Source organism: Kitasatospora sp. GAS204B, assembly GCF_029892155.1.
Classification (GTDB): Bacteria; Actinomycetota; Actinomycetes; order Streptomycetales; family Streptomycetaceae; genus Kitasatospora.
Map to the genome: position 1 here is coordinate 376,001 of NZ_JARZAG010000001.1, position 15,930 is coordinate 391,930.

A 15,930-nucleotide genomic window follows, 5' to 3' on the forward strand; every position below is an offset into this window, starting at 1 on the left:
CCGGGGACCTCCCCGGGGCGGCCCGCCCGTCCCGCGTGCGGGAGGTGCCAGGCGGGCCGAAAATAGTCCGATCATCTTCGGGGCTGGTCGTGCTACAGTCGAACCAGTTGCAGTTTTGGTTCCCATGAACGTTTGTGTGCGCCTGCTGGTCCAACCAACAGGCGCATTTGTTTTGTCCGGTGTCATCTCCGGATGGGGATCGCGGCTACGCGAGGTTCACGAGGTGTGGATCTCGTTGCCCCAGTATTTGAAGGAGACGGTTATGGCTACCGGCACCGTGAAGTGGTTCAACAGCGAAAAGGGCTTCGGCTTCATCGAGCAGGCCGAGGGCGGCCCTGACGTGTTCGCGCACTACTCGAACATCAGCGCCAACGGCTTCCGCGAGCTCGTTGAGGGCCAGCACGTCGAGTTCGACGTGACGCAGGGCCAGAAGGGCCCGCAGGCCGAGAACATCCGCGTCATCTGACGTTCCAGCTTCTCGCTGAACGCGCTAGACGCAGCGAAGGCCCGTACCGCACGGTGCGGGCCTTCGCCCATGTCGCCCAACGGCCGGGGCGGCGCACTCCACTCCTGGCGGCCGAACCGACGGGTCACCCATCGATGGTGACCGCTCAGGACGGAGTACCACCGTATGACCGATCAGGCACGCCCCACCGGCGGCCGCGGCCGATCCCGCTCACAGGGCTCGGGCAGCAGCCGCTCGCAGGGCTCCGGCAGCGCCGGCGGCTTCAGTGACGCCCAGGCACGCGCCGGCCGCAGCTCGGGCGGGCTGCGCAGCCAGTCGCAGTCCCAGGGCCGCGGTCGCGGCGCGGGCAAGAGCCGCACCGCCGAGCCCGCCGAGTTCACCGTGGTGACCGGCACCCCCGCGCGCCCGCCGGCCGCGACCTTCGCCGAGCTGGAGATGCCCAAGGCACTGCTCTCGGCGCTCACCCGCGAGGGCGTCACCGAGCCCTTCCCGATCCAGTCCGCCACCCTGCCGGACTCGCTGGCCGGCCGTGACGTGCTCGGCCGCGGCCGCACCGGCTCCGGCAAGACGCTCGCCTTCGGCCTGTCCGTGCTGGCCCGCACCTCCGGGCAGCGCGCGGACGCCCGCAAGCCGCTGGCCCTGGTGCTGGTGCCGACCCGCGAGCTGGCCCAGCAGGTCACCGACGCGCTCACCCCGTACGCGACCGCCGTCAACCTGCGGATCGCCACCGTGGTCGGCGGGATGTCGATCACCCGCCAGGCCAACGCGCTGCGGCGCGGCGCCGAGGTGCTGGTGGCCACCCCGGGCCGGCTGGACGACCTGATCAACCGTCAGGACGTCCGGCTCGACCAGGTCGCGATCACCGTGCTGGACGAGGCCGACCAGATGGCCGACATGGGCTTCCTGCCGCAGGTCACCAAGCTCCTGGAGCAGGTCGCCGACGGCGGGCAGCGGATGCTCTTCTCCGCCACGCTGGACAAGAACATCGACCGCCTGGTGCAGCGCTTCCTGACCGACCCGGTCACCCACTCGGTGGACCCCTCGGCCGGCGCGGTCACCACCATGGAGCACCACGTGCTCCAGCTGGAGGCGGCCGACAAGGCCTCCGCCACCGCGCACATCGCCTCCCGCGAGGGCCGGGTGATCATGTTCGTGCACACCAAGCACGGCGCCGACCGCCTCGCCAAGCAGCTGCTGGCCAGCGGCGTTCGGGCGGCGGCGCTGCACGGCGGCAAGTCGCAGCCGCAGCGCAACCGCACCCTGGACCAGTTCCGCGACGGCCACGTCACCGCGCTGATCGCCACCAACGTCGCGGCGCGCGGCATCCACATCGACGGCCTCGACCTGGTCGTCAACGTGGACCCGCCGATCGACCACAAGGACTACCTGCACCGTGGCGGCCGCACCGCCCGCGCCGGCGAGTCGGGCACCGTGGTCACCCTGGTGCTGCCCGAGCAGCGCCGGGACATGTCCAAGCTGATGGCCGCCGCCGCGATCCGCCCGGTCACCACCAAGGTCCGCCCCGGCGACGCCGAGCTGGCCCGGATCACCGGCGCCCGCACCCCCTCGGGTGTCGCGGTCACGGTGGCCCTGCCGGCCGCCGCCGAGCCGGCCGCGGCCGGTACCGGCGCCGCCAAGCGCCGCCCGGCGGGCCCGCGTTCCTCGCGCCCCGCCGACGTGGACATCAACGGCAACCCGAAGCGCCGCCGCCCCAAGCAGCGGATGGGCCAGACCGCCGCCGCCACCGGTGGTGGCGGTGGCACCCGCCAGGCGGCCGGCTTCATCGGCAAGACGGCCTCCGGCGCCAAGCCGGGCAGCGGCTCGAAGTCCGGCTCCAACTACGGCACCGGACGCCAGCGCCGCGCGTCGCGTTGATCCCGTAGCGACACCACTGAAGGGTCCGCCCGCCATGCGGCGTGCGGGCCCTTCGGCGTTCCCCGGCCGTGACCCCGCCGCTTGGGGCGGTCGTCAGTGGTGTTCGGCAGACTGTGCGCCATGACGATGAAGCCGATCATGACGCCCGATCAGCTCAAGGCCGCCTGCCTGGACTTCAACGGAGCCGAGGAGACCTTCCCGTTCAATCCGGAGACCTCGGTCTTCAAGGTGGGCGGGAAGATCTTCGCGATCAGCGCGCTGGACGGCGAGCCGCTGAAGGTCAGCCTCAAGTGCGAGCCGGAGGCGGCGGTACGGCTGCGGGCGACCTACCCGGCGATCACGCCGGGGTGGCACCTGAACAAGCGGCACTGGAACACGGTGCTGCTCGACGGGTCGATCCCCGAGCAGGTGCTGCTGGAGATGATCGAGGACTCCTACGACCTGATCGTCAGCCGGCTGCCGCGCCGCCAGCAGCTGGTGCTCGACTGGTCCGGGCTGCGCGCCGACGCCGGCGGCGGGGAGGGCGAGGACTGACCCGGCCTCAGTGGCGGCTGGGTGCCGGTGGGCGCGGGCCGACCCTAGGCAGTCGTGTCGGCGCGGTCCGTCGAGTGCGACGACGACAGCTGCCTGGGGATCGCCGACGTCGCCAGGCGGCCGTCGAACATCCGGATCACGGCTGTCAGTTCGGCTCCCAGAACGGCACGCGCGGCCCCGTCACCGCGACGGGCGAGCGCGACCATGGTGGCCAGGACGTCCGCGTGACGCAGCGAGGTCAGGACCGCCGCGATCTCGGCTGCTTCGTCCGCCAGGCCTTCATCGGAGCAGCGGGCCCAGTCCCGGAGCATCGATCTGGCCTCGATGAAGGTGGCTCGTCGGCTGCGGACGAGTTCCGCGCGCTCGGGTAACCCGGCGCGGACCAGGCCGATCATCCGGCCGTGCGCAACCGAGCCGCCGTCTCGGCGACCGAGGCGCTCAGCGAGCTGTTCAGCTTCTCGCCGAGTGCCTCGTACTCGGCGATCTCCTCGGCCGAGGCCTGTTCGGCGTACACGCGCCGCTCCAGCGCCACCAAGCGCCGCCGTTCCGCCTCGGCCTGCGGTGAGTACGGGCTCTCCAGGCCGAAAAGCGCGGACATGGCGGCATCGTCCCCGCTGCCGTAGACGATGCGCTGGTAGAGCTCCTCGTCCACCACCCTTGGTGGCTCGTCCTCTCCGGGGCCGGCCAGTCGGATCAGCCCACCGGGGTCGGCGGCCTGGCAGATGTGGGGGCTGTGCGTGGTGACGATGAACTGGACATTCGGGAAGTGCGTCTTGAGCCAACCGCCTATCCGCTGCTGCCAGCTGACATGCAGGTGCGCGTCCACCTCGTCGATGAGCACCACGCCGGGGACCCAAACCGTCGGTGACGGCCCGAGTGTGAAGACGTCGAACGCCTCGGACTCCTCTTGGCCCGGCATCAGCGGAGCTGACAGCATCGCCAGAATGTTGATCACCAACGCCACGGCCGCACGGTGGCCTTCACTCATCTCCGTGATGAGGAACTCGGAATCGCCGTCCCGCAGCCTGAGGCCCTCCGGCGTCACCTCGGTGACCACGTGCCCGTCCGGGAGGAGGCCGTCGTTCAGCAGGGCGATCGCGGCGTCAACCGTTCGGGCAGCTTCAGCGTCACCTGTCAGGCCGCGATGATGAAGATGGATCAGCCACTCCATGCCCCCCCGCGAGAGTGGCATCCTCATCGAAGAGGGTCGCGACGTTCGAATAGGTCGACTCGTCGGCTGAGCCGGCGCGGCGGCCCAGCCGACGGAACGCGCCGAAGGCCAGGATGTTCTCCACCCCGGCGATCTGCCAGAGGTCCTCATCGATGAGCCGCTGCCCACCGGACTTGCCACGGGAGGAGAGCAGGACCTGGCGCCAGCGTGGCCGCGCCCGCCGCCTCGCCTTCCCCAGCGGTCCTGGCCAGACGCAGCTGGCCAGGACCTGCGGCAGCCGCTGGGACCGGCCGACGAACGCCCATGGGGACTCCCCTTCGCCATCGTCGAGGAGGAGTTCCACTTCCTCGATGTCGCCGCTGAGCCGCACCGCCGCTCGCCCCTCCGCCGCGGAGCGCCAGCCGGCGAGGTCGTCAGGCCGGTGGATGTCCAAGGCCACCACGATCGCGCGGAGCAGAGTGGTCTTGCCGGCCCCGTTGCGCCCGGCGATGACCGTCCAGCCGGCATGCGAGCCGTCGGGCCGTCGGAGGTCGAGTTCGACCCGGCGGTTACCGAGGAACCCCCGGACACCTGAGATCGACACCGTCGATACGTACACCGCACCTCCACGCTCAGGGATCGGCCACCCCGCGTCGAATTGCACGGACCGCGTTGCACGGCGGGGCCGGTGCGAGCCGGAGCGGGTCTGCGGCACTACCGGGCGTAGGAACCCAGGCCGACCACGCAGTAGACCTCGGAGGAGATGGTGGCACCGCCGTAGGTCGTCTCCTCCGAGAACGAGTACTGGCTGTCCGGATTGTCCTGACACTTGCTCAGGTCCGTGGTGCCGAAGAAGCTCTGGATCACCTTGTAATGAGCGTTCGCGGAGGAGCAGGAGATCACGTCGACCCCGTCGACGCTCTGCGCGGTGGTGGAGTCGGGCAGGGTCCCCGACAGGCAGTCGTGGACGGCGAAGGTCGGCGCACTGCTGGGGGTGTCGCTCGGGGCATCGTTGGGCGTGGTGATGGGGTGGACCAGTTGGCTGGGGTCGTAGTTGAAGGTGGGGATGGGGAGGGTGGGGATGGGGAGGGCGGGCAGTGTCGGGAGGGAGTAGGTGAACGAGGGGACGGGGCCGAACGTCGGTGGCGTGTAGGCGGAATCCCCTGTCGACGCGCCGTGATGGCCGCTGTTCATCACCCCGACGACGATGGCGATGCCGACGGCCAGCAAACCGGCGATCAGCTTGCCGTTGGCCCCGCTGCGCGGCCTGGGCTTGGGCGCGAACGCGGGCCCGAGGGGCGCGCCGGGCACCCCGTCGGAGGTGACCTGGATGCGTACGATCAGATCACCCGTGGCGGTGGGGATGCGCAGGACGGTGCCGTGCTCGACGGGTGGGATGCGGATCGTCATCGACTCGGCGCTGTCCGGGAGCCGAAGCGTCACGGTGGTACCTGCGGCGGCTTCGGACGCGCTCAGCGCGAGGACTATCTCATCGGGCACCGGGAGGCTCCACTTCGGCGTGTGTGCGGTCTGACGTTTCGTCAGATGACTTTTGGTGCGCCCAGTGTGCCGTGTCCGGGTGGTTCGTGCTTCCTACTTCGCCGAAAGCCGACCGCGCAGGCCGAACCCCGCACCCCTGGTGGTGACGGGGTGCGGGGTCGGGGGGCTCAAGTGGTGGGCAGGGCACCCGTCTTGAGAGCGGTGACGAAGGTGCTGAAGGAGGCGGCGGGGAAGGTGAGGGCGGGGCCGTCGGGGTTCTTGGAGTCGCGGACGGGGACGAGGCCGGTGGGGAGGAGATCGTGGGAGGCCTCGATGCACTGGCCGCCGTTGCTGCCGCTGTAGCTGGACTTGAACCAGGTGAGGGTCATGTCCGCTGTCCTTCCAGGGTCAGACGGTGCCGAAACCGCCGTCCTTGACGCCGTTGATGAAGCCGGCGAAGGAGTCGGTGGGGAAGAACAGGGCGGGGCCATCGGGGTTCTTGGAGTCACGGATGGGCATGAGGCCGGTGGGGCGCAGGTCGTGCGAGGTCTCGATGCACTGACCGCCGTCCTCGCCGCTGTAGCTGGCCTTGAACCACGAGATCTGGGTCGGGAGCGGCTGGATTTCTGGGCTCACGTTGAGCAGTCCTTCCATGATGCGGCGGATCAAGTCGGCTGACTCGGACGCCGAGAGGGCATCCGCTCGTAGCCGATCATAGGCCCGCGAGAGCCGCTCAAGCTCGTCTGGATGGCGCGAAAGATGGCCACGCGTCACGCTCTCCGAGTAGACGACCTTGGAGCCGTTGGGTAGTTCCACCAGGGTGAAGCTCCTGGAAGAGGCGACTCGTTCACCCAACTCGTCCGGGGCGATCTGCACCACGATGTTGGGATAGCGCTCGATCACGTCCAGGATGTGCTTCAGCTGGTGGTACATCACCAGGCGGCCGCCCACCATCCGCCGCAGGACGCCCTCGTCGATGACGAAGAAGAGCAGCGGCCCGTCCTCGACGAGGAAGCGTTCCTGACGGCTCATTCGAGCCACCACACGCTGCTCAAGAGAAGGGCCGTCCTTACGCGCGGGACCTCTCACAAGAAGCGCGCGGGCGTATTCCGGGGTCTGCAGCAGGCCGGGGATTCGCGAAATGTTGTATTCGCCCAGACGAACCCCGATCGCCTCCGTTTCGGCGAACTCCTTGAACCAATCTGGATGCTCGATTTCCCGATGCCAATCCACCTTGTGCCAGGCCCGTTCCAGCCGCCCACCGGTCTCCAGCAGTACGTCCAACCGCTGCACCGTCGACAGCTTCGGCACCCGTTCGGCCGACTCGAAGCGTGACAACAGCGAACTGTCACAGGGAACTTGGGGAGCGAGCGAAGCGATTGTCATACCAGCCGACTCCCGCATGTCCCGCAGCAGCCAGCCGAACGCCTCTCGGCTGAGCGGGGGAACGGCCTGTCCTGCGGAACGCCGTGCGGCCATGTCCCAACCTTCTTTCTTGCCATGCGGCTGATGTCAGGGGATTAGGTCTCGCCAAGGTACTACGGAGTGCCGATGCTTGTTAGCAGAATGCGACGAAAGGAAGTTGTTCAATGGTGAACCGCCACGGTTCCACTCGCATTGGCGAACTCGCCGCCCAGGCCCGCGCGAACGCCCGTGACGCGGTCGACGCGTTGCTCACCGTACTCGCCGAAGCGGGGCTCACCCTGCCCTCGCTCGGCGAGGATTCGCACGAGGGCTGGTTCACCGGGCTGGTCCTGGTCGACCTCGGGCGGGCGCATCCGGATGTGGTGCGCGGGATCGCCGCCTTGCTCCGCGAGGGGTTGGCCGCCCGTGCCCAGCAGTCGAGTTGAGCTGCCCGAGGACCGCGAGATCCGTGAGCTGCGCGAGGCCGCCGAGCGTGCCGTCCGAGCCTTCGCGGACGCTCTCGCGGTGGCTGGACTGCCTACGCTGCCTGGCCTGGCCGGCGGCGGCCGGATCAGCCGTACCCCGGCGGGCTTCCACGTCGAGATCGGTGGGTGCGGCGTCCGGACGCTCGAAGCACTCACGCACTACGTCGTTGATCACGCGCACTGCCTCGGCCGCGTCGTCCGGGGCGAGGCCCTGCCCGCTCGGCTGGCCGAACTGCCTGGTGTGCGAAGCGAAATGAGCCACCCATGTACGACCCCATGCACGACCCAAGCAGTGACCCCGAGCCCGAACCCCGGCTCGGCTCCATGACGCTGCAGGTCTACCGGATCACCAGCTCCGGCGAGCGGATCGAACTCTCGCGTCAGGAGGTCTGGCCCGGCGAGTCCTACTGGAGCGGCCCGGTCAGCGGCGAGTGGCCGCCGTGCAACTGCCCACGGTGCGCGCCGATGCTGCGCTCCCGAATGCGCCGTGCGGGCCTGGCGCCATGACCGGGCGGCGAGTTCGGAAGTACGGGCGCGGACGTCCCCGCCTCGCCCGTGCCCGTACTTCCGACCCCCGTGCGGTGACGCTACCGGGGCGGGGGTGGGCCGGGCTTGGACAAATCTGACCTCGCCTCCCATGCATCGCCGCGCGCCGCTGCTCGCCGCTGCTCACAGCGTCAGCGCGCCCTCCACCCGGCGGGCGGCCGCCAGCCGGCCGGGCGTCGTGTCGCCCAGGGCGCGGAACTCGCGGTTGAGATGCGCCTGGTCGTAGAACCCGCAGAGCGCGGCGATCTCGGCCGGCGTGCCGGCCCCGCGCCCCAGCAGTTCCACCGCGCGGTGGAAGCGCAGCACCCTGGCGGACAGCTTCGGTGTCAGGCCGACCTGTTCGGTGAACCGGCGGATCAAGTGCTTCTGGCTCCAGCCCACTTCGTCGGCGAGGCGGGCGATCGGCACCGCGCCGCAGCTGTCGGCCAGCAGCCGCCAGGCCTGGCCCACTTCCGGCGCGGGATCCGGGCCGCCGTCGATCCGGGCCAGCAGCGCGGCGTCCAGCAGGTCGAACCTGGCCGTCCAGTCGTCGGTGGTGGCCAGTCGCTCGACCAGTTGCCCGGTGCCGGGGCCCAGGACGTCGGCGAGTTCCACCACGCGGTTGGTCAACTCGGCCATCGGCATGGCGAAGAGCCGATAGGCGCCCAGCGGTGTGAACTCGACCCGGATCGCCTCCTGGCCGCCGGGGTGCTCGCAGACGGCGGGCGCGGACTCCAGGCCGGTGACCAGCGAGCCGATCCGCCCGCTGCCCGGTCCCGCCGCCCCCAGCCGGCGAACCTGGGTGAACGGCTCCGCCAGGCTGATCACCAGCACGGCGCGGCCGCTCGGGATGAGCCGCACCTGGTAGGGCGTCACCTCCGACTCCGCGTAACCGGCGTAGCCGCGCACGAACGGGCGCAGGCCCGGGTGCCACGGGCGGGTCACGCGGTAGCGGTTGCCGATCCGGGCGATCTCGACGGGTTGACGGGGCGTGAGGTTCCGTCCGACGTGAAGAAGCGGCAAGGGGGCCTCCTCGTCAGGGCGGTCAGGTGCGACCGCCGGTCGTGCCACAAGTTAGGCCCCGAACGAGGATGTTGTACACATGTCAAAGAAGTCGGCGCAGGTTCTGCACGTAACCGTCAGGCCTCGTACCCGCCGTTCTCCGGGCAGATCCGCACCCGGGCCAGCAGCGCGTGCAGTTGGGCGATCTCGTCCTCGTCCAGATCGGCGAAGGCCTCCCGCTCGACGGCGCTGACCGCCTCCTCCACGGCGGCCGCGGCGGCGCGCCCGGCCGGGGTGATCCGCACGATGTGCCGGCGGCGGTCGGCCGGGTCGCGGCGGCGCTCGGCCAGCGCGTCGCGCTCCAGGTCGTTGAGGATCGCCACCAGCGTGCTCGGGTCCACGGTGAGCGCCTCGATCAGCGCCTGCTGGCTGGTCGCGCCGGCCTGCGCCAGGTGCAGCAGCAGCGCGCCGTGCCGGGGGCCGAGCCCGCTGACGCTCAGCGCCTCGCGGATGCGCGCCTTCATCAGCCGGCCGTGCCGGGCGAGCAGGAAGCCCAGCCGGTCGATGGCCGGAGCGCTCTGGGTCGACGTAGGGGTCACGTTCTCATCGTATCGCCGGGCCGATGATCGGGGCTGGGAAATCGTTCGCGAATGCCAACGAATGGGTAAGCTGGAACGCAGGATCGGTTCCAGTTCCACGAGCGGATCGGCTCCTGAGCCCAGTCGCTCGAGCAGCTTGAGCAAGGAGTGTGTCGATGACCGGCACCAAGGCTCTCCCCATCGAGACCGACCAACAGCCCCCGAGTCGCCGCACCATCCACATCGCGATGGCCGGGCTGATGCTCGGCATGCTGATGGCGATGCTGGACAACCTCATCGTCTCCACCGCACTGCCCACCATCGTCGGTGACCTGGGCGGCCTGGCCCGGCTCTCCTGGGTGGTCACCGCGTACGCGCTGGGAGCCGCCGTCACCACCCCGTTCTGGGGCAAGCTCGGCGACCTGCACGGCCGAAAGATCATGTTCATGGCCGCCATCGTGGTCTTCCTGATCGGTTCGGCGCTGGCCGGGATCTCCCAGGACATGAACCAGCTGATCGGCTTCCGCGCTCTGCAGGGCCTGGGCGCCGGCGGCCTGATGGTCGGCGCGATGGCCACCCTCGGCGACCTGGTGCCACCGCGCGAACGCGGCCGGTACATGGCGGCGATCGGCGGCATGATGCCGATCGCCTTCGTCGGCGGTCCGCTGCTCGGCGGCTTCCTGACCCAGCACCTCAGCTGGCGCTGGTGCTTCTACGTCAACGTGCCGCTGGGCGTCATCGCGCTGCTGGTCACCGGCCTCGGCATGCGGCTGCCCCGCCGCCGGATCCAGGCCCGGCTCGACTACCTGGGCGGCGCGCTGCTCACCGTCTCGGTGGTCGCCGTGACGCTGGTCGCCAGTTGGGGCGGCGGCCAGTACGCCTGGGGCTCGGCGCCGATCCTGCTGCTGAGCGTGGTCGCGCTGCTCGCACTCGTGGCGTTCGTCCGCTCGCAGCAGCGGGTGGCCGAGCCGATCCTGCCCCCGCACATGTTCCGGGACCGCAACTTCACCGTCGCCCAACTCCTCAGCTTCCTGGTCGGCGCCGCCATGTTCGGCGCGGTGAACTTCCTGCCGCAGTACATGCAGTACGTGCAGGGCGCGTCGCCGACCGCGAGCGGGCTGCTGTTGCTGCCGCTGATGTTCGGGATGCTCGCCGTGATGCTGACGGTCGGTCAGATCACCACCCGCACCGGGCACTACCGGATCTTCGTGATCATCGGCGGCGCGGTGCTGACCTGCGGGATGCTGGTCCTGCTGCTGCTCCAGGTGGACACCCCGCTGCTGGTCGCCTCGCTGCTCACGGTGGTGGTCGGCATCGGCATGGGCTTCCTGATGCAGAACACCATGCTGATCACCCAGAACAGCGTGGCCCTGCGCGACATGGGGGCGGCCAGCGGCTCGGTCACCCTGTTCCGCACCATCGGCGGCTCCCTGGGGATCGCCTTCCTCGGCTCCCTCTACACCCGCGGCCTGGACCGCCACCTCACGGCCCAACTCGGCGCGGCCAAGGGGCACGCGCTGATCTCGGCCCACATCCCACCGGAGGCGCTGAAGGCACTGCCGTCGCCGGTGCGGCAGGCGTTCGAGGCGGCGGTGACCAACGGGGTGCACGCCGTCTTCCTGGGCGGAGCGGTACTGGCGCTGGTGGCGTTCGCGGTCAGCTGGTTGATCCGCGAGGTGCCGCTGCGCGGGTCGATGGCGGGGGCGGGGGAGGAGTCGGATGCGGTGGCGGAGGTGTGAAGTCGGTGTTGGGGCAGCGCCAAAAAAGCGTTGACCCTGAGGGTTTCCTGAGTAAATACTGAGTGTTCGCGCACGCGATCTCCGGACCGTGTGCGCTTCCGGGGGCCGGCCGTCCATCTGACGGCCGCACAGAGGGATCGGCGTGCATGTGCTGGGGGGCGTGTGCGTCGTTCCCGAGTACAAGTGCGCCCTGAAACAGGACTGTTGCACTTGAAAACTCTCATAGCTCCGCTCCGGCGCCGCCGGGGTCGGAGCGCTTTGTCGCGGCTGGTCGCGGTCACCGCGCTGGCCACTGCCGCCGCTCTGACGGCCTCGGGCGTCCAGGCGTTGGCGGACACTCCGACGCCTGCCCCGACCGCCGGGTACGACCCGGGTGCTGCGGCGCAGTACCGCAAGGACCAGTGCGTCGCGTCGTACGTGTTGCGGCGCGGGGGTCCGGCGGTCAAGACGCTGGTCGCGGGCGCGATGGACGGTACGCCGGCGCAGCTGCACGCGGCGTTGGACGACGACACGCGGAGCCACAGCACGCCGTTCCACGATGCGTATCTCGCCGACCAGGCGGCGTACGGGCAGGCGGTCCAGGCGGAGCAGGCGAGCAAGGACTCCTGGCACAAGCAGGTTGACGGGCTGACGAATCCGGGGATGACCCAGCCCGCCTTCTACGAGCCGCCGGACCTCTTCTCCCAGTTGTGGGCCAGCTCGTCCTCCTCGAAGGTCCTGGGTCTGTCGGAGTCGGACCTGGCCGGGCAGCCGGCTGCTCTGCCGGTCGATCCGGCCGCGCGGCAGGCCGCCGAGGACCTCGGTAAGGGCCGCTACGGGACGTTCCCGGACGTGGGCAAGGATCCGAACTACCTTCAGGACGCGCAGGAGAGCACCGCCTGGACCCAGTTGCACCCGGGGTTCTCCCTGTCGGCCGACGATCTGCGGATCTTCCTGGCCGCCGGCGGGTTCCCGCGCGGTGCCGCGCAGCCCGGCACCGGCGAATACCGGGTGGCGGTGGAGGACCTGAAGGCCCGGTTCGCGAACTGCGACTTCGGCAACCCGGACGCGGTCGATCCGAACAAGGTGCTGGGTCAGCAGGTGCAGACCGCAGCCGGTGAGTGGCAGGCGGAGGTCGCAGGCCAGCAGGCGCAGCGCGATGCGATCGTCGCGCAGAACACCAAGGCGGTCGCGGCTCTGAAGGCCTCGGCCGATGCGTTGGGGAATGCGCTGGGGCAGTCCTGGGCGGCGGACCGGTTGAGTGCGTGGCAGGCGTACTTCTCGAGTGGTCAGGGCGCGGTCGGGACCGGGCCGATCACGTTCCATCTGCATCCGGCGCCGGGTGCTTGCCTGGAGGTGCCGCGTTGGGATCCGACAAACGGCAATGATGTGGATGCGTGGGGGTGCAACAGCGGGCTGAACCAGGTGTGGCACCTGACGGCGCAGGGGGCGCTGGTCAACAACGGGACCAACAAGTGCCTGGACATCCCGTGGAGCAGCACAGGTACCCATGCTGGCTCGCGGGTGGAGATCTGGGACTGTAACGGCGGTTCCAACCAGCAGTGGCAGTTGACCACAACCAACGGGCTGACCCGGTTCTACAACCCCGCCTCGAACCTGTGCCTGGACCTGCACACGGCGAATTGGGGCCAGACCTCGCAGGTGTCGGACTGCAACGGCAGCCCGCAGCAGCAGTTCGACGCCCAGCAGGACAACCGCGGCACCGGAACCGGCAGCGACAGCCCGTCCTTCCCCAAGCAGGCCGAGTTCGACCGGGTGAAGAACGCCCTGCCCGCCGCGCAGCAGGCGGCCAAGGCGCAGTTGCAGGTCGCTCAGCAGCAGGCGGCGATCGCGCAGTCGGCGGCCGATGAGACGGTCAAGGCGCAGCAACAGGCCTGGGCGGTCGCGGATGCGGCGGGTGAGCCGCGCGGGCGCGGGCTGCTGGCCGGCCAGCAGGAGGCGCAGGCCACGCTCGCCTCGGCGGCGGCCACGGCCGCGGTGGCGAAGGCGACCGAGACCGCCTACGACGCCACGATGGCCTCGGGTGCGGACGCGCAGGCGCTTCAGCAACTCGCCCGGACCCAGGCGGCTGCCGCGCAGGCCCAGTTCCGCGGCACGGCTGCTCAGGCGGCCGCGGACCAGGCACAGGCGGCCGCTGACGGTGCGGCGCTGCAGGCGCAGAAGGCGGCGCAGGCCGCCAAGGACGCCCAGGCGGACCTGACCACCGCTCAGGGTGCTGAGCAGAGCGCCAAGCAGGCGGCCGACACCGCGCACACCAAGCGCCAGGCCGCGGAGGGCGCGCAGGCCACCGCCGCGGACGCGAAGAACAAGGCGGCCGCCGCGCAGGCCAAGACCGCCACCGACCGCAGCGCGGCGCAGAGCGCGGCGGCTACCGCCGTGGCCAAGTCGCAGGCCGCCCAGGCGGCCGGGGTGACGGCGGATCAGAAGAAGACCGCTGCCCAGCAAGCCGACCAGGCCGCCCGGCAGGCCCAGCAGAAGGCGTGGGACGCGGAGCAGAAACACAACGCCGACCAGGCCAAGGCAGATGCGGCCGATGCGTACGCGGCCTCCCAGGCGTCGGGCGCTGACGCCCAGGGCGCCAAGGACGCGGCCGCGGCCGCGGACAGGGACGCCGGCGACTCGCAGAGCGCCGCCGGCCAGGCCACCACCGACGCCGGGGCCGCCTCCGCTGCGGCCCAGACAGCGGAGGCCGAATCCACCCGGGCCCAGGCAGCCGCCACGCAGGCGCAGAGCGACGCGAGCGACGCCAACGCGGCCAAGGCCACCGCCGACGCCGCGGTACGCACCGACCAGTCGGCTGCGGCCGACGCGATGTCCGCCTCAGACCGGGCTTCCTCCGATGCGACCGCCGCGCAGAGCGACGCCAACACCGCCAAGACCCAGGCCGACACCGCCCAGCAGAACGCGATCCAGGCCTGGGCCCAGGCAGGCACGGCGCAGTCCACCTCGGCAGCGGCGGCCGGCTACGCCTACGCCACCGCCCAGGCCGCCTCAGCCGCCGCTTCGGCGGCCAAGCAGGTCGCCCAACCCGCCAACGACGCTGTCCAGTTGGGTGCGCCCTACCAGGACACCGACGCCTCGGCCGGCCTGGCGGTGCTGCTGGGCCAGGACGCGAAGTCGATCGCCGACCAGCAGCAGGCCCTCGCCCAGGCCAAGTCCCAGCAGGCCCAACAGGCCGCTGACCAGGCCGCCTCGCTGGCCAACGCCGCTACAGGCGATGCGCAGGCGGCCGACCTCGCCTCCGCGAAGGCCGCCGCCTCCGCGGCCAAGGCGCAGGCCAGCGCGAAGGACGCGCTCGCCTCCAGTGCCCAGGCGGCTGCCGCTGCTGCGTTGGCTCAGGCTTCGCAGGCACGGGCGGTGCAGTACGACACGGCAGCCACCGCCGACGCCGCGGCTGCTCAGGCAGCCGCCACCGGCGCAGCCGGCGATGCCACGGACGCCCACACCTCGGCGGTCGCCGCCACCGACGACGCGGGCAAGGCGTGGGCCGCCGCCGGCAGCGCCCAGGCCGCAGCCACCACCGCCAAGGAAGTCGCCGACCAGGCCACCAAGGACGCCGCCGCAGCCGCCGCAGCCGCCAAGGACGCCCAGCAACAAGCGACGACGGCTCAGCAGAATGCCGTCAACGCTGAGGCACTCGCACAGGCCGACCAGGAAGCCGCCGCCCAAACGGCGGCAGCCCAGGCAGCTCAAGCTCAGCAGGCGGCGGTCAGCAACGGCGGACCGACCAGCACACCCAAGGTGTTCACCAAGTCGAGCGTCACGCAGAACGGAGACCCCACACCGGACAACACCTGCGTCCTCGGCCTCGGCAACACCGGCTGCGATGTCACCTTCACTCAGCACTTCACCGTCACCATCGACTTCTACCTGTGCGACACCGTCGCACCAGGGGACGTCGGCCCAGACGGGTGCCCGCCGTACGCCACGACCTGGCTCGACACCAAGACCATCGATGCCACCCGGCAGGTCGTCCACCACTTCAGCAACTGGGACATCGTCTCCAGCGTCGACAAAGCCGTCCTCAAGGGCATGTGGGACAGCACCGTCAAGGACTTCACCGACTGCTCCCATGGCAGCGTCACTGGCTGTGTCTGGGCCGCCAGTTGGTTCATCCCTCCGGCCAAGGTCGCCGACGCGGCCAAAGCCGTCGGCATCCTCCAGGACGCGATGCGTAGCGGCGTGGGCATTGCCGACGCCCTCAAGGCAGTCAAGGCCAGCAGCCTCGACGCCGAGGCAATCGCACGACTCGAGCAGGAAGCCGACGCGGTCCAGAAGTCGTTGACCGTTTTCGATCGCGACGCAGAGGCGGCTAAGCTTCCCGCTTATGCGGGGGGCGCTACTTCCGGACGCGCCATTGCCGCGAATGGAAAAGCATACGACCTGGTGAGTGGAAACCAAGACGCCGCACTGATCGACTGGGTGAACAGTACACTCCGACAATTGGGGATCTTGAAGGGGGTGGCAAAATCCGGTCGCGCAGCCGATGTCGAGCAGAAATTCGCCGCCATCATGGCGCGCGACGGGATCGCACGAGCCGACCTGGTCATCAACTTTCCGACAGGACCCTGTACCGTCAGGCTGGGCTGCGATGACGTGATGGATGCGCTCCTCGGCAGCACGCGGACCCTCACTGTTCACTGGCGGGATGCAGATGGCGCCTGGCACGATCTGACATACGGAGGACATTAGA

General features: G+C 70.2%; 15 protein-coding genes. 7 read left to right on the plus strand and 8 right to left on the minus strand.

Features of this window, described 5'->3' with window-relative positions; translation table 11 throughout:
• The first annotated feature begins 262 nt into the window (after positions 1-262).
• The 3 genes from P3T41_RS01745 to P3T41_RS01755 all read left to right on the plus strand — a co-directional run bounded on the left by P3T41_RS01745 (position 263) and on the right by P3T41_RS01755 (position 2,875).
• Positions 263-466, plus strand: a complete 204-nt coding sequence (locus P3T41_RS01745; protein ID WP_280687116.1) for a cold-shock protein — start codon at positions 263-265, stop codon at positions 464-466.
• 165 nt (positions 467-631) lie between these two features.
• Positions 632-2,341, plus strand: coding sequence for a DEAD/DEAH box helicase (locus tag P3T41_RS01750; protein ID WP_280687117.1), 1,710 nt, complete (start codon positions 632-634; stop codon positions 2,339-2,341).
• A gap of 138 nt (positions 2,342-2,479) precedes the next feature.
• A complete protein-coding gene (locus tag P3T41_RS01755) occupies positions 2,480-2,875 on the plus strand; it encodes an MmcQ/YjbR family DNA-binding protein (RefSeq protein ID WP_280687320.1) in 396 nt (131 codons plus the stop codon).
• A 44-nt stretch (positions 2,876-2,919) separates the two neighbouring features.
• On the opposite strand, the gene P3T41_RS01760 is transcribed toward P3T41_RS01755, so the two are convergent.
• The 6 genes from P3T41_RS01760 to P3T41_RS01785 form a co-directional block, all read right to left on the minus strand.
• Positions 2,920-3,270, minus strand: coding sequence for a hypothetical protein (locus P3T41_RS01760; protein WP_280687118.1), 351 nt, complete (start codon positions 3,268-3,270; stop codon positions 2,920-2,922).
• A complete protein-coding gene (locus P3T41_RS01765; RefSeq protein ID WP_280687119.1) occupies positions 3,267-4,046 on the minus strand; it encodes an AAA family ATPase in 780 nt (259 codons plus the stop codon). The genes P3T41_RS01760 and P3T41_RS01765 overlap by 4 nt, the downstream gene beginning before the upstream one ends.
• The gene (locus tag P3T41_RS01770) at positions 4,003-4,689 is read right to left on the minus strand and encodes an ATP-binding protein (protein ID WP_280687120.1); all 687 of its coding nucleotides are present in this window, start codon (positions 4,687-4,689) and stop codon (positions 4,003-4,005) included. Before P3T41_RS01770 ends, P3T41_RS01765 begins: the two co-directional genes overlap by 44 nt.
• 50 nt (positions 4,690-4,739) lie before the next feature.
• A complete protein-coding gene (locus P3T41_RS01775) occupies positions 4,740-5,525 on the minus strand; it encodes a hypothetical protein (protein ID WP_280687121.1) in 786 nt (261 codons plus the stop codon).
• A 167-nt stretch (positions 5,526-5,692) separates the two neighbouring features.
• Positions 5,693-5,893 carry a DUF397 domain-containing protein gene (locus P3T41_RS01780; RefSeq protein WP_280687122.1) on the minus strand — a complete coding sequence of 67 codons (201 nt, stop codon included), beginning with the start codon at positions 5,891-5,893 and terminating at the stop codon, positions 5,693-5,695.
• 19 nt (positions 5,894-5,912) lie between these two features.
• Positions 5,913-6,983: a Scr1 family TA system antitoxin-like transcriptional regulator gene (locus tag P3T41_RS01785; RefSeq protein ID WP_280687123.1), complete on the minus strand. Its 1,071-nt coding sequence runs from the start codon at positions 6,981-6,983 to the stop codon at positions 5,913-5,915.
• A gap of 110 nt (positions 6,984-7,093) precedes the next feature.
• On the opposite strand from P3T41_RS01785, the gene P3T41_RS01790 reads away from it, so the two are divergent.
• On the plus strand, positions 7,094-7,354 hold the full coding sequence (locus tag P3T41_RS01790; RefSeq protein ID WP_280687124.1) for a hypothetical protein: 261 nt from the start codon (positions 7,094-7,096) through the stop codon (positions 7,352-7,354).
• Positions 7,355-7,657: 303 nt separating this feature from the next.
• Positions 7,658-7,900, plus strand: coding sequence for a hypothetical protein (locus tag P3T41_RS01795; protein WP_280687125.1), 243 nt, complete (start codon positions 7,658-7,660; stop codon positions 7,898-7,900).
• Positions 7,901-8,062: 162 nt separating this feature from the next.
• Here P3T41_RS01795 and P3T41_RS01800 read toward each other — a convergent pair whose 3' ends face one another.
• On the minus strand, positions 8,063-8,941 hold the full coding sequence (locus P3T41_RS01800; RefSeq protein ID WP_280687127.1) for an AraC family transcriptional regulator: 879 nt from the start codon (positions 8,939-8,941) through the stop codon (positions 8,063-8,065).
• 116 nt (positions 8,942-9,057) lie between these two features.
• On the minus strand, positions 9,058-9,519 hold the full coding sequence (locus P3T41_RS01805; RefSeq protein WP_280687128.1) for a MarR family winged helix-turn-helix transcriptional regulator: 462 nt from the start codon (positions 9,517-9,519) through the stop codon (positions 9,058-9,060).
• Positions 9,520-9,674: 155 nt separating this feature from the next.
• Between P3T41_RS01805 and P3T41_RS01810 the strand changes: the two genes are divergently transcribed.
• A complete protein-coding gene (locus tag P3T41_RS01810) occupies positions 9,675-11,237 on the plus strand; it encodes an MDR family MFS transporter (protein ID WP_280687129.1) in 1,563 nt (520 codons plus the stop codon).
• Between the two features lie 258 nt (positions 11,238-11,495).
• On the plus strand, positions 11,496-15,929 hold the full coding sequence (locus P3T41_RS01815) for a ricin-type beta-trefoil lectin domain protein (RefSeq protein WP_280687130.1): 4,434 nt from the start codon (positions 11,496-11,498) through the stop codon (positions 15,927-15,929).
• Position 15,930 lies beyond the last annotated feature (1 nt).